This is a genomic window from uncultured Psychrobacter sp. (assembly GCF_947495825.1).
Taxonomy (GTDB): domain Bacteria; phylum Pseudomonadota; class Gammaproteobacteria; order Pseudomonadales; family Moraxellaceae; genus Psychrobacter.
Genome location: NZ_CANMAH010000002.1, coordinates 87,466 through 113,655, shown reverse-complemented (window position 1 = coordinate 113,655; position 26,190 = coordinate 87,466). Strand labels below are relative to the sequence as shown.

General features: G+C 41.5%; 19 protein-coding genes, 1 tRNA gene and 1 pseudogene. 16 read left to right on the top strand and 5 right to left on the bottom strand.

Translation table 11 applies throughout. From position 1 onward, the window contains the following. The first annotated feature begins 7 nt into the window (after positions 1-7). The 4 genes and pseudogenes from Q0895_RS03280 (at position 8) to Q0895_RS03270 (ending at position 4,554) form a co-directional block, all read left to right on the top strand. On the top strand, positions 8-151 hold the full coding sequence (locus tag Q0895_RS03280) for a DUF2256 domain-containing protein (protein ID WP_299185488.1): 144 nt from the start codon (positions 8-10) through the stop codon (positions 149-151). 40 nt (positions 152-191) lie between these two features. Next, entirely contained in the window at positions 192-851 is a 660-nt protein-coding gene (locus tag Q0895_RS03275) for a class I SAM-dependent methyltransferase (RefSeq protein WP_299185486.1), read from the top strand. Positions 852-1,527: 676 nt separating this feature from the next. After that, positions 1,528-1,593: pseudogene (locus Q0895_RS13450) on the top strand (DUF2256 domain-containing protein); the annotation flags it as partial. Between the two features lie 129 nt (positions 1,594-1,722). Further along, a complete protein-coding gene (locus tag Q0895_RS03270; RefSeq protein ID WP_299185484.1) occupies positions 1,723-4,554 on the top strand; it encodes an SIR2 family protein in 2,832 nt (943 codons plus the stop codon). A gap of 190 nt (positions 4,555-4,744) precedes the next feature. Here the strand turns inward: Q0895_RS03270 and metH are convergent, their stop codons facing one another. Further along, positions 4,745-8,545 (bottom strand): methionine synthase, encoded by a 3,801-nt coding sequence (metH, locus tag Q0895_RS03265; RefSeq protein WP_299185483.1) that lies wholly within the window; start codon positions 8,543-8,545, stop codon positions 4,745-4,747. Between the two features lie 637 nt (positions 8,546-9,182). Between metH and Q0895_RS03260 the strand changes: the two genes are divergently transcribed. Continuing rightward, complete coding sequence (locus tag Q0895_RS03260; protein WP_299185482.1) at positions 9,183-9,767, top strand: fasciclin domain-containing protein; 585 nt, start codon at positions 9,183-9,185, stop codon at positions 9,765-9,767. A 96-nt stretch (positions 9,768-9,863) separates the two neighbouring features. Then, on the top strand, positions 9,864-10,481 hold the full coding sequence (locus Q0895_RS03255; RefSeq protein WP_299185481.1) for a fasciclin domain-containing protein: 618 nt from the start codon (positions 9,864-9,866) through the stop codon (positions 10,479-10,481). 233 nt (positions 10,482-10,714) lie between these two features. Here the strand turns inward: Q0895_RS03255 and Q0895_RS03250 are convergent, their stop codons facing one another. Next, on the bottom strand, positions 10,715-12,262 hold the full coding sequence (locus Q0895_RS03250; RefSeq protein ID WP_299185480.1) for an alanine/glycine:cation symporter family protein: 1,548 nt from the start codon (positions 12,260-12,262) through the stop codon (positions 10,715-10,717). Between the two features lie 950 nt (positions 12,263-13,212). On the opposite strand from Q0895_RS03250, the gene Q0895_RS03245 reads away from it, so the two are divergent. From Q0895_RS03245 to Q0895_RS03230, 4 genes are all read left to right on the top strand, one after another. Next, entirely contained in the window at positions 13,213-13,842 is a 630-nt protein-coding gene (locus Q0895_RS03245; RefSeq protein WP_075103697.1) for a LemA family protein, read from the top strand. A gap of 117 nt (positions 13,843-13,959) precedes the next feature. After that, a complete protein-coding gene (locus tag Q0895_RS03240) occupies positions 13,960-15,126 on the top strand; it encodes a YgcG family protein (RefSeq protein WP_299185478.1) in 1,167 nt (388 codons plus the stop codon). A gap of 116 nt (positions 15,127-15,242) precedes the next feature. Beyond that, positions 15,243-15,773 carry a TPM domain-containing protein gene (locus tag Q0895_RS03235; RefSeq protein WP_299185477.1) on the top strand — a complete coding sequence of 177 codons (531 nt, stop codon included), beginning with the start codon at positions 15,243-15,245 and terminating at the stop codon, positions 15,771-15,773. Between the two features lie 44 nt (positions 15,774-15,817). After that, positions 15,818-16,816, top strand: coding sequence for an adenosine deaminase (locus Q0895_RS03230; protein ID WP_299185476.1), 999 nt, complete (start codon positions 15,818-15,820; stop codon positions 16,814-16,816). Between the two features lie 109 nt (positions 16,817-16,925). Here Q0895_RS03230 and Q0895_RS03225 read toward each other — a convergent pair whose 3' ends face one another. Then, a complete protein-coding gene (locus Q0895_RS03225; RefSeq protein ID WP_299185475.1) occupies positions 16,926-17,729 on the bottom strand; it encodes an NAD-dependent deacylase in 804 nt (267 codons plus the stop codon). A 35-nt stretch (positions 17,730-17,764) separates the two neighbouring features. Between Q0895_RS03225 and Q0895_RS03220 the strand changes: the two genes are divergently transcribed. Beyond that, entirely contained in the window at positions 17,765-18,133 is a 369-nt protein-coding gene (locus tag Q0895_RS03220) for a hypothetical protein (protein WP_299185474.1), read from the top strand. Positions 18,134-18,703: 570 nt separating this feature from the next. Here Q0895_RS03220 and Q0895_RS03215 read toward each other — a convergent pair. After that, positions 18,704-18,780: transfer RNA gene (locus Q0895_RS03215), tRNA-Arg, on the bottom strand. A gap of 372 nt (positions 18,781-19,152) precedes the next feature. On the opposite strand from Q0895_RS03215, the gene Q0895_RS03210 reads away from it, so the two are divergent. From Q0895_RS03210 to queF, 4 genes are all read left to right on the top strand, one after another. Beyond that, positions 19,153-19,830, top strand: coding sequence for a c-type cytochrome (locus Q0895_RS03210; RefSeq protein WP_299185473.1), 678 nt, complete (start codon positions 19,153-19,155; stop codon positions 19,828-19,830). Positions 19,831-20,067: 237 nt separating this feature from the next. Further along, positions 20,068-21,030 (top strand): ABC transporter ATP-binding protein, encoded by a 963-nt coding sequence (locus Q0895_RS03205; protein ID WP_299185471.1) that lies wholly within the window; start codon positions 20,068-20,070, stop codon positions 21,028-21,030. Between the two features lie 29 nt (positions 21,031-21,059). Next, positions 21,060-21,833: an ABC transporter permease gene (locus Q0895_RS03200; protein WP_299185777.1), complete on the top strand. Its 774-nt coding sequence runs from the start codon at positions 21,060-21,062 to the stop codon at positions 21,831-21,833. Positions 21,834-21,953: 120 nt separating this feature from the next. Continuing rightward, a complete protein-coding gene (queF, locus tag Q0895_RS03195) occupies positions 21,954-22,805 on the top strand; it encodes an NADPH-dependent 7-cyano-7-deazaguanine reductase QueF (RefSeq protein WP_299185469.1) in 852 nt (283 codons plus the stop codon). A 210-nt stretch (positions 22,806-23,015) separates the two neighbouring features. On the opposite strand, the gene Q0895_RS03190 is transcribed toward queF, so the two are convergent. After that, a complete protein-coding gene (locus Q0895_RS03190) occupies positions 23,016-24,734 on the bottom strand; it encodes a proline--tRNA ligase (protein ID WP_299185468.1) in 1,719 nt (572 codons plus the stop codon). 543 nt (positions 24,735-25,277) lie between these two features. On the opposite strand from Q0895_RS03190, the gene Q0895_RS03185 reads away from it, so the two are divergent. Further along, positions 25,278-26,045, top strand: coding sequence for a DUF4230 domain-containing protein (locus Q0895_RS03185; protein WP_299185466.1), 768 nt, complete (start codon positions 25,278-25,280; stop codon positions 26,043-26,045). Positions 26,046-26,190 lie beyond the last annotated feature (145 nt).

Below are 26,190 nucleotides of genomic sequence, written 5' to 3'. Positions count from 1 at the left end.
AAGGACTATGGCACACAAAAAGGTCAATCTACCGCAAAAAATATGCCCCGTCTGCCAGCGCCCCTTTACATGGCGCAAAAAGTGGGAGAAGGATTGGGAGCAGGTGATTTATTGTTCCGAGCGGTGTCGGCGAAGTAAAAAGAGTGAGTAGAATACAAAGATGTCCATATTTTAATTATAAAGGAGTCATCATGAAATCAAAGCCGACCTCCAAAATCAGCAATCTCAAAAGCATCTATGATAATAAAGTCTTACCAGTACTAATCGACAAAGTCTGTGCGTTAGAGATTGTAAGTGAGCAAAGAGCACTGGTCGTCCCAAAAGCGCATGGCATCGTACTAGAAGTTGGTGTTGGCAGTGGGCTCAATGCTGAGTTTTATAACTCACAAACTGTCAAACAAGTGATAGGCGTCGATCCGCACCTGCATCCATTGGCAGGGGAGCGCTTTGCTAGTGCAGGTATCGACTTTATCTCAGAGCCGCTGTCCGCTGAGACGCTACCTCTTGAGGACAACAGCGTGGACAGTGTCGTCATGACGTTTACTCTATGCTCTATCTCTAATCCTATCCAAGCGCTAACTGAAATGAGACGCGTGCTAAAACCGACTGGCACCCTCTATTATGCCGAGCACGGTTTAGCGCCGCAGCCCAAATGGGTGGGCAAAATCCAACAGCTCATCACTCCAGCATGGAAGCCGGTAGCGGGCGGCTGTCATCTAAATAGAGATATCGAGCAGCTGATCGCGCAGGCGGGGTTTGAGGTATCGGGTCAGCAAGGATTCACTCAGGGCGTCAATATCGTTGGTTATCACTATTGGGGCGAGGCGATGCCGCGCGACTTGAGTTCATAATTGAAGTAGGGTGGTGTTAGACTTGTCAAATTCTCGTAGAGAGTGCAGACAAGGCGTAACCGTTGTTAATAATTCTACGTAACTTGAGCTGAAATCAAGACTGCCATATTTCTTATTCAAACCTAAAGAATAATAAGCAGCCAATCCTGCTTTTCGCTCATATCTTGCCTACTCACTGGGGCGGTGGCTAAGGCGAGAGGCGTTCCAACATTCGAGCGACCCCCTCTAGCCAAGCCCCCGCAGCCCAGTGAGTAGACAAGGATAACCGCTATTAGAAAATCCCCTTTAAGGGATTTTCTCTTGCGCCCCTAAAATTGCAGTGCAATTTTTTAACGGGTCTCAGGGCTAAACCGCACCTCAAGGCAACCATTAATTAATGAATGAGCTTTGCTATAGAAGAGGTTCGGGTAGGTTGGGCGGAGCTTGCGACCCCCAACATTTTTGGTTCTTAATTGTTGGGTCTCGTGCCTCGACACCAACCTACAAAAAACCAAATCTTTAAATAGCACATGCACTACAAAATTTAGCGTAGATACCATCTTAAAAAAGCCAAATCAAGCACCAATTTATAAATCGTTTGTTTAAAGGTCCATGAAGCAGGCTATAATACCTTATATCTACAGTAAGCTGTGGTTTTAGCCTAGCGCTATATTGGGTATAAGGAAATTATAATACACAAGAATAAAAGCTACCGCAAAAAATATGCCCCGTCTGCCAGCGCCCCTTTACATGGCGCAAAAAATGAGAGAAGGATTGGGACAATGTAATGTATTGCGAAGGGTAAAGAGTGTAATATCGCATGGCGCTAGTGTGGAAATTTTATAGTTATTAAAGAAGTGATTAATAGAGCATTTGTATTGGAGACTGTGTAGTGAAATTTAATCAAGCAGACATTAACTCAATAATAGAAGCTAGTAAAAATGATAACTTAGTAGTATTTGTTGGAGCAGGAGTTTCAAAGTTTTCTGAGATAGGAACAATAAAGTTTCCAAATTGGGAACAACTGATAAATAATCTACAAGAAGAATTACAAACTAACGAAAATGATTATCCAAAAGTAGCTCAGTTGTATTACTTGCAATTCGGTGAATATAGACTTTATGAAAAGCTAAAGAAATTAATACCATTACATGCTAAGCCATCAGAGATACATGAAAAAATATTTGCATTAAATCCAAGTTTAGTCATAACAACTAATTGGGATAACCTATTAGAGAGTACTTATAGAAGTAAAGGTATGATATATGATTGCATCAAAAGTGATTCTGATTTGGTAAAGTCTACTCTACCTAGAAAAGTTATAAAGATTCACGGAGATTTAGACACTCATAATATAGTTTTTAAAGAAGATGATTATTTAAACTTTAGCCTTAGTAGTCCATTAATTGAAAATTTTCTGAGAAATATTTTATCTACCAAAACTGTTATATTTTTAGGTTATTCTTATAATGATTACAATTTAAAAATAATTTCTAAATGGATTGAAAGGCAGTCTAAAATATCACCACCTCGATTTTTGCTTAGTATAAGAAAGAATAGTATAGAAGAGCTTTATCTCAGTAACCATGGAATTAAAGTGATAAATCCTTTAGAAGATGAAAAATACGACTATAAAGAAGTTTATAGTAAGTTTCTAGATACTATAATTAGCGAAGAAAATATATCTAATAAACTTGGTTCGATACTAGGAAAAGACTTTGATACTTTAAAAAAGGAAGAGTATCTATACATAATGAACTATATTTATATGAAATTAATTCATTTATCAGAGTTTAAAGCCTTACTTCCAGAACAAATTACAAGTGTATTAACCGACTCTAGGCTAGAATATCATATAAATTGTTTTGGATTAAGGTTTTACAGTCATAATAGAAATTCAAGTAATATTTATAACTTCATGTTTATGATAATAGAACAGTTGAAAATAAAATTTGAAATTTTAGAGTATAGTGAAATAAAGGATAAAGTGGTTTTCGTACTTAGAATATTCTTAATGGCTAACTGCAATTATATACAGAAAGGAGATAGTGATGATTGGATAGATATTACTTCTTACCTATCAGATATAGACTGTAATAATAAAGAAGAAGTTACCTGCGAAGATAGATTTAATAGCTTCATTAGATTCTCATATAAGCATATAGATACATACTTGTTAGATATTTCACTATTAGATAATATTAATATAAGTACCAACAAATATGAAGAAATAGTAAATAATTTCAATAATAAACTTAATAGTAGCTTGGAAAATAAAGAGTATTACAAAGCAGTTATTAATATGTTAAATATAGATTTAGTGAATACGTATCTTTATAGAATGCAGTCGTCTATTACTGGCAAAAATAATAAAGATGCTATCTTATTGTTGGAAAAAACTGAGTGGGAGAGTAAGATACCTTATTATCCTACTGAAATAAAAAAGTATGTCCAACCATTACAGGACTTCTTAAACTTCAAAACTATTTATAAGTTTCACTCTGAGTCTATAGTTGATTCAGATAAAATAATCAAGCTAGAAAATATTATTCTTAATGGAGGCTTTGGTTTTACAAGTAGTTATTATAAATCAAACGATATGTGCATACAGATTTTAAACTTCTGTGTGAATAATGAAATTATGATTGATAATTATTCTGAATTTAGATTTCTTATGCAGTCATATGTAAAAAGTAAATTTGAGATTCAAATTATAAAAGGTAGAATTGAAGTTGAAGAGCATGACCTATTTATACTTATAAAATATTTTGATGGAAAAGATTTAAGATATCTGTTAACACAGAGCTTTCTAAAAAAAGAAAGTATAAAAGAATCCTTAAAGTTGGTTTTTAATAGTAGTGAAAAAGAATATTTAAATGAAGTTCTTAATAATTTACTAAAACTCAATGAAGAAATAGACGACGTATTTAACCAAACGACTATATCAAAGTCTTTGTCAAATTTAATAATGGTATTGTCTTTAGTCGATTGGTCAGAAGATGAGTATACGATAATAGTAGACAACCTAACTAAATATTTATTAAACAACAAAGTACCGTATGATTTATATAAATCTATCGACTACCATATTTTATTAAATAATAATTTATATCATAATAAGTATGATAGCGTTTCTAGTTTGTTAGATGTACCTTTGTATAAGATAATATCTAGGGAGGGTTCTGGTTTTTATGAATCACTAGCTTTCAAAAGTGAATTTAATAGTATTATTTATTATATGAAAGACAATAATATTCAGTACTCAAATGAAATATTAGTGGACAAAGTTTTATTCCACATTAACTTAATCAAAGACAATAGACAAAAAAGGATTGTTTGCAATGATATGATTTTAAAGTATATATTTGTTTCAAATGATAAAATCGTTACTAAAATAAAATTATTTCTAAATACAATAAGAAATAATGATTGGAATAACAATCAATATCAAGAAATATTTCTTGAATTATTGTTCAATATCTTTGATTGTGAAATAAATATAGATTTTGTAAATTTTTTGAATAATTGGGTAGACAATCATTATAGTTTGGATGTGATTTCAGATGGTAATTTTATAAATTGTGGTGGTACACAGGAATTGCTAAAACGTCTGAATGAATTATATAAAGTAAAAGATTTATCTGTTTTTGGAACCATTCATCATAAGTTAAGAGAAAAAGAAATAAAAATTAGAAAAGAAAATAATTTAGAGGTTAGAAAATAGAAAAACCTTGCCATAGCGAGGTTTTTTAGCCCTGATAGTAGCGGATATACTTGGCAAAGCGCAGGGTTGCGGACGCTCAGCCAGTAGCGTTATCGCTGGTCAGGAACGATACTGGCTTTTAGCGACCGCCCTTGCGATAGCCCAGATAGAAGCGGATAGCAGGAACAGCTCATACTACCCAAAACTATCCCTAAGACAAATTCGGATTTAACCACTTCTCAGCCGTCTTTATATCCCAATCCTTACGTTTGGCATAATCCTCCAACTGGTCGCGGCCTATTTTACCGACGTTAAAGTACTCACTATCAGGATGCGAGTAATAAAAGCCACTGACCGAGGAAGCAGGCCACATTGCAAAGCTTTCAGTTAGCGTTGTGCCGATAGCGTCCACTGTACCCAGCCAATCAAACAGTTTGCCTTTTTCGGTATGCTCAGGACAGGCAGGATAGCCGGGAGCAGGACGGATACCAACGTATTTTTCTTTAATCAGCTCCTCATTACTGAGCGTCTCATCAGCCTGATAGCCCCAATAGTCTTTACGGATCCGCTCGTGCAAGTGCTCAGCAAAGGCTTCGGCCAAGCGATCAGACAGCGCTTGTACCATGATGGCATTATAATCATCGCCTGCCGCTTTATACTTTTCAGCGAGATCTTCTGTACCGACGATGGAGACGGTAAAGCCGCCTAGATAATCAGTGTGCGTGTCTGATGGTGAGATAAAGTCGGCTAAGCTAAAGTTTGGCTTACCGCTGGCTTTATCCGATTGCTGGCGCAGATGCTCAAAGGTATGGGTTGGCTGTCCGCCGTCTTCCAGCGCTTTATCATAAACGGTGAGGGTATCGCTACCTGTGCGCCGCGCGGGCATGATTTTAAACACCCCTTTAGCGACGACTAACTTTTCATCGATCATTTTTTGTAGCAGGTTTTGCGCATTGTTAAACAAATCACGCGCCGCTTCACCAACCACATCATCTTGCAAGATTTTGGGATATTTACCTGTCAATCCCCACGAGATAAAGAACGGCGTCCAGTCGATATAAGGCAGCAAGGTTGCGATCGGATAGTCGTCAAGTATCACTTGGCCGAGTGTATTAGGCTTAGGTGGCACATAGTTATCCCAGTCATAGTCAAAGCCAAGCTTGACGGCGTCAGCGTACGATATCTTGGCCGCTTTAGGCTGGCGCTTGGCCAGACGCTCGCGTACCTTGATATATTCTTCGCGGGTTTCATCGATCAGGCCTTGACGGTGCTCTTTCGACAACAGCTTGGTCACCACGCCGACCGAGCGCGAGGCATCCGATACATAGATGACCGCATCGTTTTGGTATTGCGGTTCGACCTTTACCGCGGTATGGGCTTTAGAGGTCGTGGCACCGCCGATCATCAGTGGCAAGGTCATGCCGCGCTCTTGCATTTGCTTGGCGACATAGACCATCTCATCGAGGCTCGGGGTAATCAGTCCTGATAGGCCGATGATATCGACTTTCTCGCTAATAGCGGTATCGAGGATTTTTTCGCATGGCACCATCACGCCCAGATCAAGAATGTCATAGCCGTTACAGCCGAGCACCACACCGACGATGTTTTTGCCGATATCATGGACGTCACCCTTGACCGTTGCCATCAGGATCTTACCTTTGACTTCGCCCTCGACTTTTTCTGCTTCGATATATGGGTTGAGCCAAGCGACCGATTGTTTCATGACGCGCGCAGATTTCACAACCTGTGGCAAAAACATTTTACCCGAGCCAAATAAGTCACCGACGATATTCATGCCATCCATCAGTGGTCCTTCGATAACGTCAAGCGGTTTGGGATATTTCTCCCATGCTTCTTTGGTATCAGCTTCGATAAAGGTGGTGATACCTTTGACCAGTGCATGGGCGATGCGCTCTTCTACCGTACCTTCACGCCAGCTCATATCGACGGTGCTGTCTTTTTTCTTGCCACCATCTTGATAGCTCTCAGCAATGGTCATCAAGCGTTCGGTGGCATCTTGACCACTCTCGCCTTGATTGCGATTGAGCATGACATCCTCAATCGCCTCGCGTGCCTCGACAGGGATGTCGTCATAGACTTCTAGCATCGACGGGTTGACGATACCCATGGTCAACCCGTTTTTGATCGCATGATAAAGAAATACCGAGTTGATGGCTTCACGAATGGGGTTACCACGGAAGCTAAATGAGACATTGGACACGCCGCCTGATACCATCGCATTGGGCAGGTTGTCCGTGATCCATTTCGTCGCATTGATAAAGTCAGCGCCGTAATTGTTGTGCTCGGTGATACCAGTTGCGACCGCAAAGATATTGGGGTCAAAGATGATGTCTTCAGATGGGAAGCCAATTTCATTGACCAACACGTCATAGCTGCGCTGGCAGATCTCGATTTTGCGCTCGTAAGTATCCGCTTGCCCGTCTTCATCAAAGGCCATGACGATGACCGCGGCGCCGTAGCGCATACAGAGCTTAGCATGCTTGACAAACTCATCGTAGCCTTCTTTTAACGAGATGGAGTTGACGACTGACTTGCCTTGAATACGTTTAAGCCCTTCTTCGATGATGTCCCACTTAGAGGAGTCCATCATAAGCGGCACACGGCTGATATCTGGCTCACCTGAGACCAAATTGACAAAGTGAATCATCGCTTGTTTGGAGTCAAGCATGCCCTCGTCCATGTTGATATCGACGATTTGCGCGCCGCCTTCGACCTGATCGCGCGCCACATCGAGGGCTTCGGTATAAGCTTCGGTTTTGATTAGTCGCAAAAACTTCTTCGAGCCTGTGACGTTGGTACGCTCACCAACGTTGACAAACAGACTGTCGGCGGTGATGTTAAATGGCTCAAGCCCAGACAGACGACAAGCAGGGTCAATCTCTGGTATCACGCGCGGCGGATAGTTCGCCACCATATCTGCAATGTGGCGGATATGCTCAGGAGTAGTACCACAGCAGCCGCCCACGATATTTAGGATGCCCGCTTTGGCAAAGCCTTCAAGCAGGGCAGCCGTTTGCTCGGCGGTCTCATCGTACTCCCCAAACTCATTGGGCAAGCCAGCATTAGGGTGGGCTGAGACATAAGTGTCAGCGATGTTTGAGAGTGTCTGAATATGCGGACGCAGCGCATCGGCACCGAGCGCGCAGTTAAAGCCAACTGATAAAGGCTTGGCGTGACGGATAGAGTTATAAAACGCTTCCGCCGTCTGACCCGATAGCGTCCGTCCTGAAGCATCGGTGATGGTGCCTGAGATCATAATCGGCAGCTCAAAACCAATATCATCAAATACGCCGGTGATGGCAAATATCGCCGCTTTAGCGTTTAGCGTATCAAAGATAGTCTCGATCAAGATAATATCGACGCCGCCTTCGATCAGCGCCAGTGTCGCCTCGCGGTAATTGAGCACCAACTCATCAAAGGTGATATTGCGAAAGGCAGGGTCGTTGACATCGGGAGAGATCGAACAGGTACGTGAGGTTGGGCCGATGACCCCAGCGACAAAGCGCGGCTTCTCAGGGGTTTTCGCGGTAAATTCGTCAGCTGCCGCCCGTGCTATCTGCGCTGCGGTCTTGTTTAATTCTGGTACCAGATATTCCATGTCGTAGTCAGACATCGATAGCCGCGTACCATTAAAGCTATTGGTCTCGATAATATCAGCGCCAGCGGCTAGGTGGTCATGATGGATATCGGTAATCATCTGCGGCTGACTCAGCACGAGCAGATCGTTATTACCGCGCACGTCTTGCTCGATATCAGCGAAGCGCTCACCGCGATAGTCGGCTTCCTCGAGCTTATAGGTCTGAATCTGTGTCCCCATCGCGCCATCTAACATCAAAATACGCGACTTCATTTGCTCAGTGATACGCACGCGAGCGGTTAGCTGCTGCTCTTTAAAAGGAAAGATCGCAGGCGGCGTTAGGACAAAGTCGTCCGCTGCTTTCGGAGAATGATTGGCTGGAGTAGGGGTCTGTGAAGTCGTCTGTTGAGTCATAGATATACTGCTTATATTGTCAATACTGTAATTAGAAAAGAGAAAGTCATAGCGTCATTAGAAGGCACAAATCTGCAATATTCTAGCATGAAAAATACAGTGCTTATTGGTATGTTTTTATTCGGTTTTAACTATCAAGGACACAGATGGAGTTGATAACCATATCAGTTGCTACCGTAATAAAATCGTACTCTAAGGTCACTTTATATTCTTATAAGTGAATATATTCTTATCGTAATTGTCATGCACCATAGTGAAATTTTTCTTACAAATACAAAAAATAGTTCGTGTTAGAAAGCAGACAAAACTTACAAGGCGGTGACAAAAAATAGCGCAAATGCAAATAGTTAACTTTGCTGACCATGTTAGTTTGACGTGGTAAGGCTCGATTGCTCGTAAGTATGGCTTATAAGTTCTCAAATACTGATGGTTAAATACTGGATATGCACTTTGTATTTATATCCTATAAGCACTGTTTTTAAGTAGTGTCAGTGCGCAGGTAATTACATAGAGGCAGTGATTATATAAGTAGTAGGTCACCACATATAAGTTAATTTTTGGAATTTTGCCTTAACAAAAGCACCATTCACCTTCTAAATTTGCACCTAGAATATACATCAAAATCAAGGATATGAATATGAAACTTACCAAACTTGCTACTATCGGCACATTGGCTGTATCAATCGCAGGCTTAAGCGCTTGTAACAATATGATGCCAGCTGAAAAGACCCCAATGCCAGCGAAACAGGCGCCTACACAAGCTCAAAAAGCGCCTGCCCAGAGCGAAAATATAGCTAAGATGAATGTGGTACAAGTTGCTCAAAGCAATGCAGAATTTTCAACGCTTGTTGAAGCGGTACAAGCTGCTGGTATAGCAGGACCGTTATCTAATCCTAATGCAAACTTCACTATCCTTGCGCCAACCAATGCAGCTTTTGCTGAAGCTTTGCAAGAGACTGGCATGACTAAAGAGCAGCTTTTTGCAAACAAACCAGCTTTAACTAAGATTTTAGGTTATCACGTAATCAATGGCCCAGCCCCTGTATACGCTAAAGATGTGCAGCCAGGCAACGTTATGATGCTTAGCAAAGATACATTGATGATAACGCCTGAAGGTAAATTGATGGATGAAAGTGGACGTACTGCTAATATCTTACAAACAGACATTGCTGCTACCAACGGTGTCGTACATGTTATCGATAAAGTGCTATTGCCACAATAAATAAGACATATATGGTACTTCTTATTCGTGCTTTGAATATAGTTTATATAGCAGTGAGTAAGAAGCTACTTGATTAATTTTTATAAGGATAGACCCATGTTAAAAAAGACTTTATTATCTCTAGCAATTGCTACATCAGCGGTATCTTTGGTAGCTTGTAATGACGCAGAGACGGTTGCTGAGCCTACCGAAGCTGAAGCAACTACTGAACCGATGGTCGAAACTGAACCAATGGAAGAGCCAGAAGTTGTTGCAGAACCTGAAGTAATGGCAGAAGAAACCACTGCTACGCAAAATATCGCCGAACTTGCTTCTGAAAACGACGATTTGACCATTTTGACAGCAGCACTAGAAGCATCTGGTATGGATCAAACTCTTATGGATTCAGGCAGTGAGTTCACTGTATTTGCGCCTACGGACGCTGCATTTGCTGATGCATTAACGAAACTTGACGTCACGCAAGAAGAGCTGTTGGCCGATAAAGACATGTTGACTAATGTACTGTCCTATCATGTTATTCCAAGTATGATAGTAAGATCTACCGATATCCCTTATGGTACAGATATCGAGACAGTCAACGGTCAGGTGTTTTCTATTAGTGAAGCTAATGTTATTACAGATGCAAGCGGCAACACATCTAATATTACTCAACCAGATATGATGGCAACCAACGGTGTGGTACATGTGATCGATACCGTATTGATGCCTAAATAATAGGACGCTACTAAAACCAGTTGATTTGAGACATGCATAATTTTAAGACTAAGCCCAGTTAAGTGTACTGGGTTTTTTATTGGATCAAAAAATTTGTCTGCACGTGCTGTAGATGAGGGTATCTGATAGCAAAAGATAATGTCTAACGCAGAGTATAAAAAAAGCCTGAGAACATAGTCTCAAGCTTTTTAATGTTATGTGACACTAATAGCTGCTAGCTACTTCAAAAAGCGTTATTTATGCTCTTTGTGTAGTGGGCTTTGAGCCATTCTCTCTTGCTCTTGTAAATGACGTGCTTCCCAATATGGCGCATTCTTAATACCGAATTTTGCAGGATCAAAGCTATAGCGTTTAACACCAGCTTTACGCTGTGCTTCGTAGTCTTTAAGCATCGTAAGCGTTGGGCGTGCAACGATAAAGATAACAAGAATACCAACGATATTAAGCCATGCCATCAGACCAACACCGATATCACCGATAGCCCAAATATAACCAGCTGAATTTAGACCGCCGTAAGCAACCATCGCCATGATAAGTACTTTAACTAAGAATAAACCCGTTCTATTCGCACCGCGACCGATAAAGCGTGTCAAATAAGCCACGTTTACTTCAGCGATATAATAGTAAGCCAAAATAGTGGTAAAGGCGAAGAAGAATACTGCAACAGCGATAAAGGTATCACCGAATGAGCCGTATACTGATTCCATTGCCAATTGTGTAAAGGCAGGTGCGTTAATTTCAGTAGTCGCTGCTACGTTTTGAACGATGAACTGACCATCAGGTAGCGTACCTTGGATGTTATAAGTACCCATCGTTAGAATCATGAAGGCAGTAGCAGAACATACTAAGATAGTATCGACATAGACTGAGAATGCTTGTACCAAACCTTGCTGTGATGGATGCTGAACCTCAGCTGCAGCCGCCGCATGAGGACCTGTACCTTGACCCGCTTCGTTTGAGTAAATACCACGCTTAACACCCCAACCGATTGCCGCACCAAAGCCTGCTTGAGCAGTAAAGGCATCACCGACGATCATACCAAAGACTTGAGGGATCATATCGAAGTTTGTAAACATGATAATCAAGGCTAAGACAATATAACCTAGTGCCATAAAAGGGACTGCGAACTCAGTAAAGGTTGCAATACGTTTAATACCACCGAAGATAATAATACCTAGCACAACTAGGATGATTACTAAGGCCACCAAACGCATAGAGCCAACTTCTAGGCTCCCGATGTTCATAACCGTGCCTTCACCCATTACCTGTGCAAACGCACTGATAACACCGTTTGCTTGTACACCTGGTAAGAACATACCGCAAGCTAAGATAGAGGAGATTGCAAAAAGGATCCCGTACCATTTTTGGCCAAGAGCGCGCTCAAAGTAATACGCAGGGCCACCACGATACTCGCCTGTGACCACGTCTTTTTCTTTATAAATCTGTGCAAGCGTAGACTCAACGTAGGCAGTAGATGCCCCTAAAAAAGCTACAATCCACATCCAAAATACGGCGCCTGGTCCACCAAAGCCAATGGCAGCAGCAACACCTGCGATGTTACCCATACCCACGCGTCCTGCGAGCGAGACGGCTAACGCCTGAAATGATGAAATACCTTGTTCACTAGATTTACCTGTAAACAGTAGCTTTACCATTTCACCGAACAAACGCACTTGTACAAAGCGCGTCATAATAGAATAAAACAGACCTGCGCCTAAACACAGGTAGATCAGAGCGGGGCTCCAAATAATTCCGTTTACTAAACTGACTAAACCTTCCATATTATGTCTTCCTCAAACGTCCTTAAAGTAGCGATAAAGGATATTAAACATCTTACTAAAATAAAGCCTAATATCTTTTTAACCACTTAGGATGGATTGTAAATGTCTGTATTTATCCGCTTGGCTTATCAATTAACACAATTAGGGTTAATACAATCTTAGCTGCGGTCGCAAGTCCTTTTGCCTTTCTGGTTGTCGCAATATTATAATGACATAACACAGTCAGAACAGGTAGATAAAAAATAGACCAGCGGATAAAACAAGTAATTATTATCATCAAATACCCATCAATATACTGATAGTATTCAACCGTTTACGTTGTTTTTACTTGCTAATAGCTTACAGGTATATAGTATACAAACTCTAACCTAATGTTATTGCTAGATATTTTAATGAATACTAGACGAGAACAGTGAGTAATTGGCTTATTATCTATAATATGTGTCAATAGAACAAAAACAATATTTATCGTTTTGTCACGAGCTAATATCAAATAAATAACAACTCCACTACCGAATGTATGCAAACCATACGGTTAAGTAACTGCAATTTGCCACAATTTCTTTATAATTACTAGATTTTTTTTTGAATTGTCCGTGTTTATATTTTTCAATAATTGTTTACTTAATTGGTATGGGACTATCAAATTCATTGTTAAATAGTGCAAAGTCTGTATTTTACGAGCTTTTGATAGTCTGCTATAAACTGTTATTGTTATTTAGAAGTCGACTAGGTCATAGTAAAAGGAAGAGTAGAATAGTAATTTATTGAGAAATAAGAAAGTCAGTTGGTCTCTTTTGCGGTTGTGTTTTAGTAACGATGAATTGTAAAAGAGCGACTATAGCGCCATTATTAGCAGCACAATTAAAGGCAATCGTTTATTGGTGATATTACAAATTATTATCTATTATAAATAGCTAAGTGGCTAAGTATCATTAGGAGAAACAGTTATGACGCGTAAATCTATCGTAAAACCTATGTTGTTATCAGCAGTATTGGCGACATCAACCGTTGGCTTAACAGGCTGTGGTTATAACAATTTACAATCGCAAGATGAGCAAGTCACAGCGGCTTGGTCAGAAGTAGTCAACCAGTATCAGCGCCGTTCGGACTTAGTGCCAAACTTAGTAAAAGTTGTACAACAATATGCAGATCAAGAGCAAGAAGTCTTCACTCAGGTAGCAGAAGCGCGTTCGCGTGCAGGTAGCATTAATATAACGCCAGAAGTGCTGAACGACCCACAAGCAATGGAACGTTATGCTGAAGCCCAAGCTCAAATGGGAGGTGCGTTGTCACGTCTGATGGCGGTATCTGAACGTTATCCTGAGCTCAAATCCGATGCTTTGTTTCAAGATCTGCAAGCACAGCTAGAAGGTACTGAAAACCGTATTACAGTAGCCCGTAATCGTTATATTCAAGAAGTCCAAGGCTATAACACCACGGTACGTCAGTTCCCAACTAATATCACAGCCAAGGTGTTCGGTATGGATACCAAGCCGAACTTTACCGTTGCTAATGAAGACGAGATCTCGACCGCTCCTACTGTCGACTTTGGTGATGATGAAGCTACTGCTCAATAAGATTGGCTTTTTATTGTTAAAATAAAGCGGCTAAAGGTGTGAAAAAGAGTACATGCCTATTTATAGTAAGTCATAATTTCGTTCAGCAAGCATGTCACTAAAGGTGGTATAGATTAGATGAAGAATTCAAAAGCAATCGTCTCGGCATTACTATTGACACTCAGCGCGAGCAGTACGACGTTGCTGTATGCTGCGCCAGATGATGCTAGTGCTGCGACAACTGAGAACGCTACTGATGCGCAGATGCAGAGCCGTAGCGTTGAGGAGCTAGTGGCGATTGCTAAAGCTGGCGAGGCGAATGAAGCTATCAATGATGCGGTACTTGGCAACGATGCTGTTGGGGGTGCGATACTTGGCAATGATGCTATCAATCCAAATGCCGCCAGTGATGAAGCGGTAGCACCGTCTCAGAGCACTGCCCAGCCACCGATACAATCTGATGCGGCTAGTGTTGATGCTGATAAACTTATATTAAACCAACCGGTCGTCGATCAAGCAAATATACTAAACCCACAAGAAAAGCAGCGTTTAGAGACCCAACTTAGAAACATCTATCAGCAAGGTCTAGCCCAAGCAGCAGTCGTCATTGTGCCTAGCACAAATGGCTTGCCGATATTTGATTATGCCTTACAGATTGCCAATAAGTGGGAGCTTGGAGAAGAGGACACGGATGACGGTTTATTGATTGTAGTAGCAGTCAATGATCGTGATATGTATATCTTAACTGGCTATGGGTTAGAAGGCGTGTTGCCGGATGCTGCGGTCAATCGTATTATCCGTGAGGACATTACGCCACTATTTAAGCAAAACAACTATGGGTCTGGGTTATTAGCAGGTGTTAGTGCGCTTGAGGCTCGACTCAATGCTGACCCTGAAGTGCTGGCTCGCGCTGATGCTCAAGCTGCAGAACGTGCTGCTCAGCAAAGTTCAGATGAGCCATCAACTCCTGTCTTTTTGTTCATCATGGCGATGATTTTTGGTAAGTTTATCACTAGTATTTTTGGACGAGTATTTGGTTCTATCCTGACGGCTGGTGGTTTCTTTGCCGGCTCTTTAGCTTTGGGCGGCGGATTCTTTATGACTGTTATTATGGCCATCTTTATCTGGATGTTCTTAATCGCTAGAGGTTCAGGTGGCGGTGGACGCGGCGGCGGCGGTTTGATTTTCTTACCTGGACTTGGCGGTGGCAGTGGTGGCGGCTTTGGCGGCGGTGGTTTTGGTGGCGGCGGCTTCGGCGGTGGTGGCGGCGGCTTCGGCGGCGGCGGTGCTGGTGGATCTTGGTAAGCCGACTAACATCTTAAAAATCGATTTGTAGAACTAAATATTAAGAACGTTGCTTTTATAATTTGTTTGATGATGTATTAGATGACAATGAGCAATCGCCTACTTGAGGAAAAATTATGGCACAAAACAACTTACCTTCATCAGAGGCAAGTTTTGCTCGCTGGTGGCGTCAAGTCTTGTTTGTTCCGATGCTAAATAGCAAATGGCTAACAGCAGAGGTTAAGGCCCGCCTGACAGCAAAGGTGACAGAAGCGGAGCAAGGTCATCGCGGTGAGGTTTTTTTGGTTATAGAAAACCATTTGCCTATCCCAGAAGCTTATAATACTAACTGCCGTGAGCGTGCTATTGATTTGTTTAGCGAATACCGTGTGTGGGATACTGAAGAAAACACGGGTGTTTTGGTCTATGTCAATATCTGCGAACATAAGTTAGAGATTATCGCAGATCGCGGTATTAGTGCTCATGTCAGTCCCACAGTATGGCGTGCGATGTGTGATAAAGCGGTGACTGGTATTGCTAACAAAAAACCAGAAGAAAGCTTAAGTGATCTATTAGATGAGATAGGACAACTGCTGCGTCAATATTACCATTTAGAGCGTGATCCAGCGGGTAATGAGCTGTCTGATTCAGTAGTCTTTTTAAAGTAGTGTCTACAAAATTATAGATAGGTAATTAAAGATAAGGGCATATTATGATCGATCTGATAAAAAAATTACCAAAAGCTGAGCTGCATTTACATATCGAAGGTTCGTTAGAGCCTGAGCTTATGTTTAGACTGGCCAAAAAAAACAACATAGATATTCACTATAAAGATATAGAAGACGTACGTAACGCTTATAATTTTACCAATCTACAGACCTTTTTGGATATTTATTACGCTGGTGCTAATGTACTTATCACAAAAGACGACTTCTATGATTTGACTTGGGAATATATTTTAAAGTGCGTGGCGGACAATGTTGTTCATACTGAAATATTTTTTGACCCTCAGACGCATACTGCTAGAGGTATTGCTTTTGAAACAGTGATAACTGGGATAAAAGAAGCGCTGGCTGATGCCAAAGAACAGTACGGCATTACTTCTGGAATTATCATGTGTTTTTTACGTCATTTGTCACAGCAAGATGCTTTTGATACGTTGGACGAGGCCATGGCATTTAAGGACGATATTATCGGCGTTGGTCTTGACTCTTCAGAGCTTGGCAACCCGCCATCAAAGTTTACAGAGGTATTTAAAAAGGCAAAAGAAGCTGGGTTTAGATTGGTCGCTCATGCAGGCGAAGAAGGCGACTTTTCTTATATCAATGAAGCTTTAGATTTATTGGGTATCGATAGAATAGACCACGGCGTACAGTCAATCCATAGTGATGCGCTTATGCAGCGGCTAAAAAAAGAGCAAATACCGCTTACGGTTTGTCCAAACTCAAATATTGAGTTAAAGGTGTTTGAAGACTACAAAGCACATAATATAAAAGAGCTTTTAGATTATGGCCTAAATGTGAGTGTCAACTCAGATGATCCAGCCTACTTTAAAGGCTATATCAACCAAAACTTTATCAACCTGCACGAAAATTTGCCACTAACAGAAAACGATATTGTCACTTTGGTAAAAAACTCTTTTAGATCATCATTCATAGATGATGACCTAAAAAAAGCATACTTGGCTAAAGTGGATCGCGCATTGCACTAACTGGTTAGGAGGCGTTAGAGACTTAATCACTTATAGAGCATGTGGCTATTATCAATACTTTGCATCTTTGTCTTGTCGGTAAGTACAGGCATTGTCTTTTATACAGTAGTTAAGTTAGCGCAGCCATTTTTTGCATCAATAAAGGCAGTACTACGCCAGCGTTTGCAGCCAGGGTAATATCGACGATGGTATTAGGGGTTGGATTGGGGTTTATCTCGATGACTTTTGCGCCATTTTGCTGGGCCAATTGTGCCAAACCCGCTGCAGGGTATACCAAGCTTGATGTACCAATACTGATGAACACATCGCAACTGGCAGCAGCGTTCTCAGCTGTTTGCCACGCTTGTACGGGTAGTGCTTCACCAAACCAGACAATATCAGGTCTGATATAACCACTGCACTGTTGGCAAGATATTAGGCTATCATCAAAATTAATAGACTTCTTATTACTATCTAAAGTCTCTGCTTTATTCGGGTAGGGCGTACCACAATCATGACAACGATTACGCCACAGATGGCCATGAAGATGAGTGGTCATACTGCCTGCTTGTTCATGTAAATCATCGACATTTTGGGTAATCAACGTAAAGCTCTTTTTATTTTCAATGGCATCTTGTTGCCACTGGGCAAGCGTATGGTGAGCGGGATTGGGTTTTTTGTCATGGACCAGTTGTCTGCGCCATTGATACCATGACCATACCAAGCGTGGGTCCCGAGCAAAGGCATTGGGGCTTGCCAAATCTTCGGCACGATATTGCTCCCAAAGCCCAGTTTGCTTGTCACGAAAAGTTGGAATGCCGCTTTCTGCTGATACACCTGCACCAGTTAAAATACAAATCCGTGATTGAACCGCTAATAACTCAGCAGCTCGCTGCACTTCTGCTATTAGTTTTGGTGATAATTCTGCTACCATGACCTAACCTTTGCCAATAATGGATATATCTTTCTATGATAGACGGAATTTGGTGGCTTGTCATATTACTAGCAGTCATTGTAGCACTATGGCTTGTAGCACATTTACGCAGTAATACAGCTAGTTCTAAAAACGAATCGCGCGCACTAGCAGATAAAAAGTCTTTATCAAACGATAGCTTACAAAAGACGGCTATGTTACTTAACAAGCACTTTCCTAATTACCAGACAAGTAGGAGAGCTAAGCATTTACTAATCGTCAAAGGGGATAAAAAGATTGCGATGATTACCATAGATAATAGTATAGCGGTCGGTCAACGCCGCTTAGGAGAAGTACCTATTATCAATTATCATCGAGTACCGAGTCGGGCGCAGCTCAGTACTGATTTGCAAGAAGTATGTTGAGTTCCATATATAGGCGAGCTATCTATCGTGTTGCCATTAACCAAACAATGACCATTCCCCAAAATACAGACCCAACTGATAATGCTGCCATATAAAATACACTCATTACGTCTCCTAGACTCAACTCATACAATATTAGAAGTTACAAACTATAGGTTCGTCGCAAACCTGCCTTAAACATGCAATTAACAGGCCAAATAAAATTTCTATATTTGAGATTATATTTAGTTGCCAGAATATTGCTACAATATTCGTTTGGATACATATAGTTACATAAATACCTTAAGAAGTAATATTACTTAGGTTGCTTTTAAAATGTAAGTATTATTTTTAATAAAAAGGTTTTTTTTGTAAACATTGCATAAAGAGGGCGAAGATAGACGTTTTTGTGGGAAGTAGCTTGATCAGAAAAGCGTATTAGAAGTTATAAAAGATACAATTAGACTGAGAACGGAGAGGTATTGGTTGAGAGAGTCTTCAAAAATGTTAGGCACAGTACTACAGTCAAGCCGGAACAGATCAGTTGGCTAGATAAAATAAAATTTAGAAAATTAGATTGGATGTGATGATTGGTGCGCTCGGCGGGAATCGAACCCACGACCCTCGGCTTCGGAAACCGATACTCTATCCAACTGAGCTACGAGCGCATAAGATGAGTGGACTGCTACGTAAAGTGAATCAACTCATTGTATGTAAAAACCAGACTTGAAGTATAAATTATAAGTCGTCGAAAAATAAAGACCGCTTAGTCTAACAAATAAAAGCGACAAAGCCAATAAATGAAACAAGCTCTTAGGATTATTTGATAAATACTCAGATAGTCAGTAAACAGGCATGGCAATTTACATACCTTTTCCCTTATAATGTTAGGGAAAATTCATATTCATAATCACCGATTACAAGTACGCTTGCATCTGGGATGGCTGTTTGCTATTGATAACTAGATACTGTCAAAAGAAGATAGACAGAAAGTCCAAGTCGTGTCAGCGCTTGTATACGTAAATAAGAGAACGTGACGAATGAGAAAAGTAGTTATGTTATCGGCAGCTGCCATTCTAGGAATCGCTAGTATCGCAGTGAGCCAAGCCGAAGATATTGCAGATACACCTGTAACTATATCTGATGTAACAGAAGCACAAGAAGTGGTTGACAATGTTCCTCAACAGCTAGGCGATGAACCAAAAGCTGCCGCTGATACGACAAGTGATACGGCTTCTGTCGACGGGGCTTTGCCTGCGGACGCTACGACAGAAGAAGCGGCAACAGAAGAAACAGCGCAAGCGGCTCCGGTAACTAACGAAGAGCCAATTCCCGAGGATACACCGCAAGTGCAAAAGCTTATTGCGCTATATCCTAATCTGATAGCTCGCATTCAACCAGTTGCTAAAGTCTGTTTTGAAGATGATGAAGTTTGTGATGTGACAGCGCGTGCTGCCGGCCCAGCAGCTGGTGATGGCCCTCGTGACGGTAAAGCGGTATATAATGCAGTATGTCAGACTTGCCATGCTTCAGGGTTGCTTGGTTCACCTATGCTGGGTGATGCAGGTGCTTGGGGACCACGTATAGCAAAAGGTTCAGACACGTTATATACGCATGCTATCAATGGCTTTAATGCTATGCCAGCAAAAGGCGGTGCTAATATTCCTGATGAAGAAGTCCAAAACGCTGTAGATTATATGATTGATGAAGCAAGCTAGTCTACAAAGAAAAGATAGGGTTATGCTGTAGAGAGTAGCTCTGTAACTACTGTTTTGATACATGTTATGTGTGATCATAAGACGTCTATTTCGATGATTGAGATAGACGTTTTTTTATGATTAATGATTGATGAAATCAATAGTGTCGTTATATATTGCTAAAGTTGAAATCCATCTATAGCAACCTCACATCAAGGCATTACAACATTTATTTTATAAATTTATAAAGAGGTATTCATGTCTGAGGTACCAGCGCTTTCTATCCAAAATCTATCCAAAACCTATGATAATGGGTTTTCGGCGCTAAAAGATGTCAGCCTAACGGTGCCACAAGGCGGATTCTTTGCTTTGCTTGGCCCAAATGGTGCTGGCAAGTCAACGATGATTGGCATTATTAGCTCACTATTTAAACCTACAACTGGTAGCGTCAATATTTTTGGTACGGATCTATTAACCAATCCTTCAGTTGCCAAACAATATCTTGGCGTAGTACCGCAAGAGTTCAATTTTAATCAGTTTGAAAAAGTACAAGACATTTTGATTACTCAGGCCGGTTATTTTGGTATTCCAGCTAAAGAAGCAAGACCACGGGCAAAACGATTGCTGACGGCACTTGGCTTATGGGATAAGCGCGACAATAAGTCACGTGAGCTATCAGGTGGTATGAAGCGTCGTTTGATGATTGCACGCGCGTTGATTCATAAACCAAAACTGCTGATTCTTGATGAGCCAACCGCTGGGGTAGATATCGAGCTGCGCCGCTCTATGTGGGAGTTTATGCAGCAGATCAATGTTGAAGAAAACACGACCATCATTTTGACCACGCATTATCTCGAAGAAGCTGAACAGTTGTGTAAGCGTATTGCCATCTTAGATCATGGTGAAATTCGTATTAATACAGAAATGAAAAACTTACTAGCGCAGTTGTCAGTTGAAACCTTTGTGTTTGATTTAGATACGCCCCTTACTCGTGAATTAAAATTAACTGAGGTAACAGGTGTAACACAACCTGATAATCAGACACTTGAAGTTACGCTGACCGAAGGTGAGTCACTAAACGGTGTCTTTCGTCAGTTGTCAGACCAAGGCGTCACTGTCGCTAGTATGCGTACTAAAGCCAATCGCTTAGAAGAGTTATTCATGCGTTTAGTTGACAAAAATATTCAGAGTGCAGATAGCATGAAGGAGGCAGGGTTATGAGTCAAGGAGCCTTAGATCATAATAGAACAATGTCATGGAGCAAAAAGTGGATCTCTTTTCGTACCATTTGGTTGAAAGAGGTACGCCGCATTTTGCGAATTTGGCCTCAGACATTGCTGCCGCCAGTCATCACGATGAGCCTATATTTTGTCATTTTTGGTAAGATGATTGGCTCACGTGTGGGGGAGATGGGCGGTGTGCCGTACATGCAATTTATCGTCCCTGGCTTGATTATGATGTCGATTATTACCAACAGCTACTCTAATGTTGTCTCAAGCTTTTTTAGTGCCAAATTTACGGCCAGTATCGAAGAACTACTCGTTTCACCAGTGTCCAAGCATGCTATTTTGATGGGTTATATTAGCGGGGGTATCTTTCGCGGATTGGCAATCGGGATTATTGTCTCAATAGTAGCGCTATTTTTTACCGATCTTGGTATTGAGCATTTATTTGTTACAGTATTTACGGTATTAGGCACATCTATCTTGTTTTCTCTTGGCGGCTTTATCAATGCCGTATTTGCGCGCTCGTTTGATGATATCTCTATCATTCCAAGCTTTGTACTGACACCGCTTACTTATCTTGGCGGCGTGTTTTATTCGATGGAAAATTTGTCACCGTTTTGGCAAAACGTCTCGTTATTAAATCCCATTGTCTATATGGTGAACTCGTTCCGCTACGGTATTTTGGGATATTCTGATGTGAATGTCTGGTATTCGATGGCTGCTATTTTTGTATTCTGTGCAATATTTTATATTATTGCTTATCGCTTACTAAGTAACGGCTCACGCGTGCGCTTGTAGCCCTGACTATCTAAAAGTTAGCGTCATTACTGGCCAGTTTTTTGACACGTTGATACGTTGGCGTATTAAAAATTGACCTATTAGAAATAAGTTTTCAACGGTTTGATATTAGGAAGTTAAATGAGTATTCACGGTATCTTGGGTGAGCAAACCACTGATTATCCAACCGAGTATAGCCCAGAGACGCTGTATCCCATTGCGCGTCGTATGGGCCGTGATGCGATTGGCTGGCATGATGATAAGTTGGCAGTCGGTGTAGATTGGTGGCATGCTTTTGAGATGTCTTGGCTCAACGCCCAAGGTATCTCCCAAGTTGCTATAGCGCGTTTTAGTATTCCTGCCAGCTCGCCATTCATTGTCGAATCAAAATCACTTAAGTTATATTTAAATAGCATTAACTTTACTGAGTTTACCAGTTGGGATGATGTGCAAGCGCTGATTGCTAAAGATTTATCAGCCTGCGTACAAGCTAAGGTGCAGGTTGAGTTATTTGGTTTAGACAATGATGGGTCAGAGCTTTTGATTGTGCAGCCTGATGGTGTCTGTATTGATAATGCATTGGCAGATAGCCCAAACAAAGTAGGGCTAAGCGAACATCCTGATGCATCATTATTAGAAAATACGTCGCAGTTTAGTGATGAGCACAAGCCTTATAGATTCTATTCTAACTTGCTGCGTAGTAACTGTCCGGTGACCAATCAGCCAGATTGGGGCACATTGGCGGTTTCAATGACGACTGCTAAGCCTTTTAATGACGCTAATATGCTGCGCTATATTTTGAGCTATCAAAAGCATAACGGCTTTCATGAGCAGTGCGTTGAGCAGATTTTTGCGGATTTGAGCGAGTATTATAAGCCAAGTGCGCTCATGGTTCGCGCTTGGTATACACGCCGCGGCGGTATTGATATCAATCCTTGCCGAGTCAGTGATATGAGTTTATTGCCAAAGCCAAGTCGCTTAATTCGTCAGTAGTTGATAGGGTTTGTTTGGTATCATTTAGATTACATAGTCGATCTACTATAAAATAAATACAGCGTCACTGAGATAAATTTTGCGCAGCTCTGTCTGCATAGGCACAGCAAGTAAAGAAAAATTATCTTAGTAGCGCGCTTATACAAAAAAAAGCGCCTATTTCATTCGATGAAATAGGCGCCTTTTATTGCACGTTTTTTATCAGAAAAGCTACTTGCTACTTACTTTTGCAATAACTTCTTCACGACTGAGCATTTGCTTTTCTGTCTCGCGGCGATTGACGTACTCAAACTTACCTTCAGCCAAGTTACGGTCAGAGACCACGATACGATGCGGGATACCAATCAGTTCAAGGTCAGCGAATTTGACCCCTGGACGCTCGTTGCGGTCATCAAGTAACACATTAACGCCTTGAGCCTTTAATTCGTCATACAGAGCTGTTGCCGTTTGCATGACGGTTTCTTCTTTTGACTTCATCGGAATGATAGCAACCTCAAAAGGTGCAATCGAGTCATCAACTGATGGCGTTTTTGGCCACATGATGCCATTTTCGTCGTTATTTTGCTCAATAGCAGCAGCGATGATTCGGCTGACGCCAATACCATAGCAACCCATCATCAAGGTAACTGGCTTACCATCTTCGCCAGATACGGTGGCATTCATCGCTTGGGAGTACTTGTCACCCAACTGGAAAATATGACCGACTTCAATACCGCGCTTAATCTTTAGGGTACCTTTGCCGTCTGGAGAAGGGTCGCCCTCTTGTACGTTGCGTATATCGACGATGCGTGTGATACGAGCATCGCGTGCCCAGTTCATACCGATGGTATGTTTGTTCACCTCATTAGCACCAGTCACAAAGTCCGACAACGCTGCAGCCGAACGATCGACAAACACAGGCATGTCTAAATCAACACCGATATAGCCTTTGTGTAGGCCAGCAGCTTTTAGCTCTTCATCAGAAGCCATCGTCAGCGGCACGTTAGCTTCTTCGATTTTTTCCGCTTTAATGGTATTTAGCTGATGGTCACCGCGTAATACAAGTGCGATTAGCTGTGGCTCACCGGTTTCTGTATGACCATGTACAATCAAGGTTTTGACCGTAGTTGCTAAAGGAATGTCTAAGTGTTCAGCCACCATTTTACAAGAGGTCATCTCTTCTGTTAATACGTCTTCGCGTGCCACTTTAGGGGCTTGACGCTCAGCGGTACTTACAGATTCAGCCAGCTCTATATTGGCTGCATAATCAGAGGAGTCTGAAAATGCAATATCATCTTCGCCGCTATCAGCGAGTACATGAAACTCGTGTGAAGCAAAACCACCGATAGAACCAGTATCTGCTTGTACCGCACGAAAGTCTAAACCCAAACGAGTAAAGATACGCGTATAAGCATGGAACATATCATGGTAGGTCTTAGCGAGTGATGCTTGGTCGACATGAAATGAATACGCATCTTTCATCGTAAATTCACGCGCGCGCATCACACCAAAGCGGGGACGAATCTCATCACGAAACTTGCTTTGGATTTGAAAAAATGTGATTGGCAGCTGTTTGTAACTACGTAGTTCACCTTGAGCAAGGTTGGTGATGACCTCTTCATGAGTAGGACCCAATACAAAGTCACGCTCATGACGGTCTTTAAAACGTAATAGCTCTGGTCCATAGTCGTCGAAGCGACCCGTAGTTTCCCATAACTCAGCTGGCTGGGTCATGGGCATAAGTACCTCTTGAGCCCCAATATTTTGCATCTCTTCACGGACGATACGTTCAACCTTTTGTAAAATGCGCAGCCCCATCGGCAACCAGATATATAATCCAGAAGCAATTTTACGAATAAGGCCGGCACGCACCATCAATTGGCTTGAGGCGATATCAGCGTCACTTGGGGTTTCTTTTAGAGTGGCGAACAAGAATTGACTGGCTTTCATAAATAAAGCGGAACCTTATCAACGATAAAATAAATAATAAATAAGGCACTGAGCATTAAATAAACGCTACAAGCTTGCCTTTATATATAACCTGATATAACTAATGATTTGATCGACGTGACAGTGTATAAATTAGCAATTTATAGTCAAGCTTTTTGTTCAAAAACCAGCTAACAGTAAGCTAATGTCAGGTAACCTATATACGTTGACATTTTATCGATGCAATCAGACTATGTTAGGTAAAGTTTGCCTTATACGCAATGACTTTTTGTCTTTTGCAAGAGAACTCTGTACAAACTTCAAAATAGGACAAAAAATAAGGCCTATATCTGATAGTTTTAGTGTTCATCGATGGTGAGAGTTGTAGTCAGTCTAAAAGCGGCTAGGATTGTAGAATTGCGGACTAAGCAATTGTGTAGTGGATTAGTAGTGGCTACTTGAAGTCGTGCTAAAAAGCGTCATTTATCTTATATCGCAGTGTTTATCTATTATTTGTAAATATAGGTTTTATAAGTGTCGTTGACAACATAAAGGGTAGTTCACATGACAACTTCTGATAATCGTTCATCTTCTAACGATCATAACGTTAATGGTAAAAGTCCTAGGTCGAAGCCAACACCGCAGCCTCTTGGCATGGCTATGTGGTTACTACTAATTGTAAGTTTTGCGGCTTTGGCCTTCGCTGTTTATACCATTAAAAATCAAGATGAAGAGGCACCCATAGAGACCATCACTCGTGAAGGGGTGGTAACGCAGATTCAGCAGTTAAACCGGCTACAGACGGTGGCCTTTAGCGTCGATACGGTGATTACCAGTGAGCGACAGGGCAGCTGGATGAAGCTTTGGCAAGATGAACAAAAAGGCTTGTTTATCGCTCGTGGTCGAGTAGATGCTGGCATCGATTTGAGCGCGTTGACACCTGAGATGGTACAAGTCGTACAGATTGAAGAGTCTAATGTAGATAAAGATGAAACACAGACGACGAATGCCAATGCTGCTGCCATGATGCCGCAAATCAATATTACTTTACCGCCATCAGAGATATTTTCAGTGTATTTAGATGACTTGGAGATTTATGACTGGCAGACAGGCGCTTTTGGTTTGATGCAAGTTGATCCTAAGATACTTGAGCAAGCACAGATAATGGCAAAAAAGGAAGTCCTTGAACGTGCTTGTCGCGGTGATGTGATGAATATGGCGCTACAAAACGCCCAAACGCAGCTGCAGCAATTGTTTGCGATGACTGGCGCGGCGGTGACCGTGACTACGCAAGGAGCAGGGGCTTGTCAGATGCCGGTTAAAGCGGCCTAGTATTGCTTATTCAAACACCATTCTCAACTTAACATAAACTGTGGTAGGCTCGTGCTTTTAGCACAGCTAGACTCAGAAAACGCTTATAATGCCGGGCTAAAGCCGCAGCTTACGCCTAGAAGTTGAGAGTAGCGTTATCTAATAT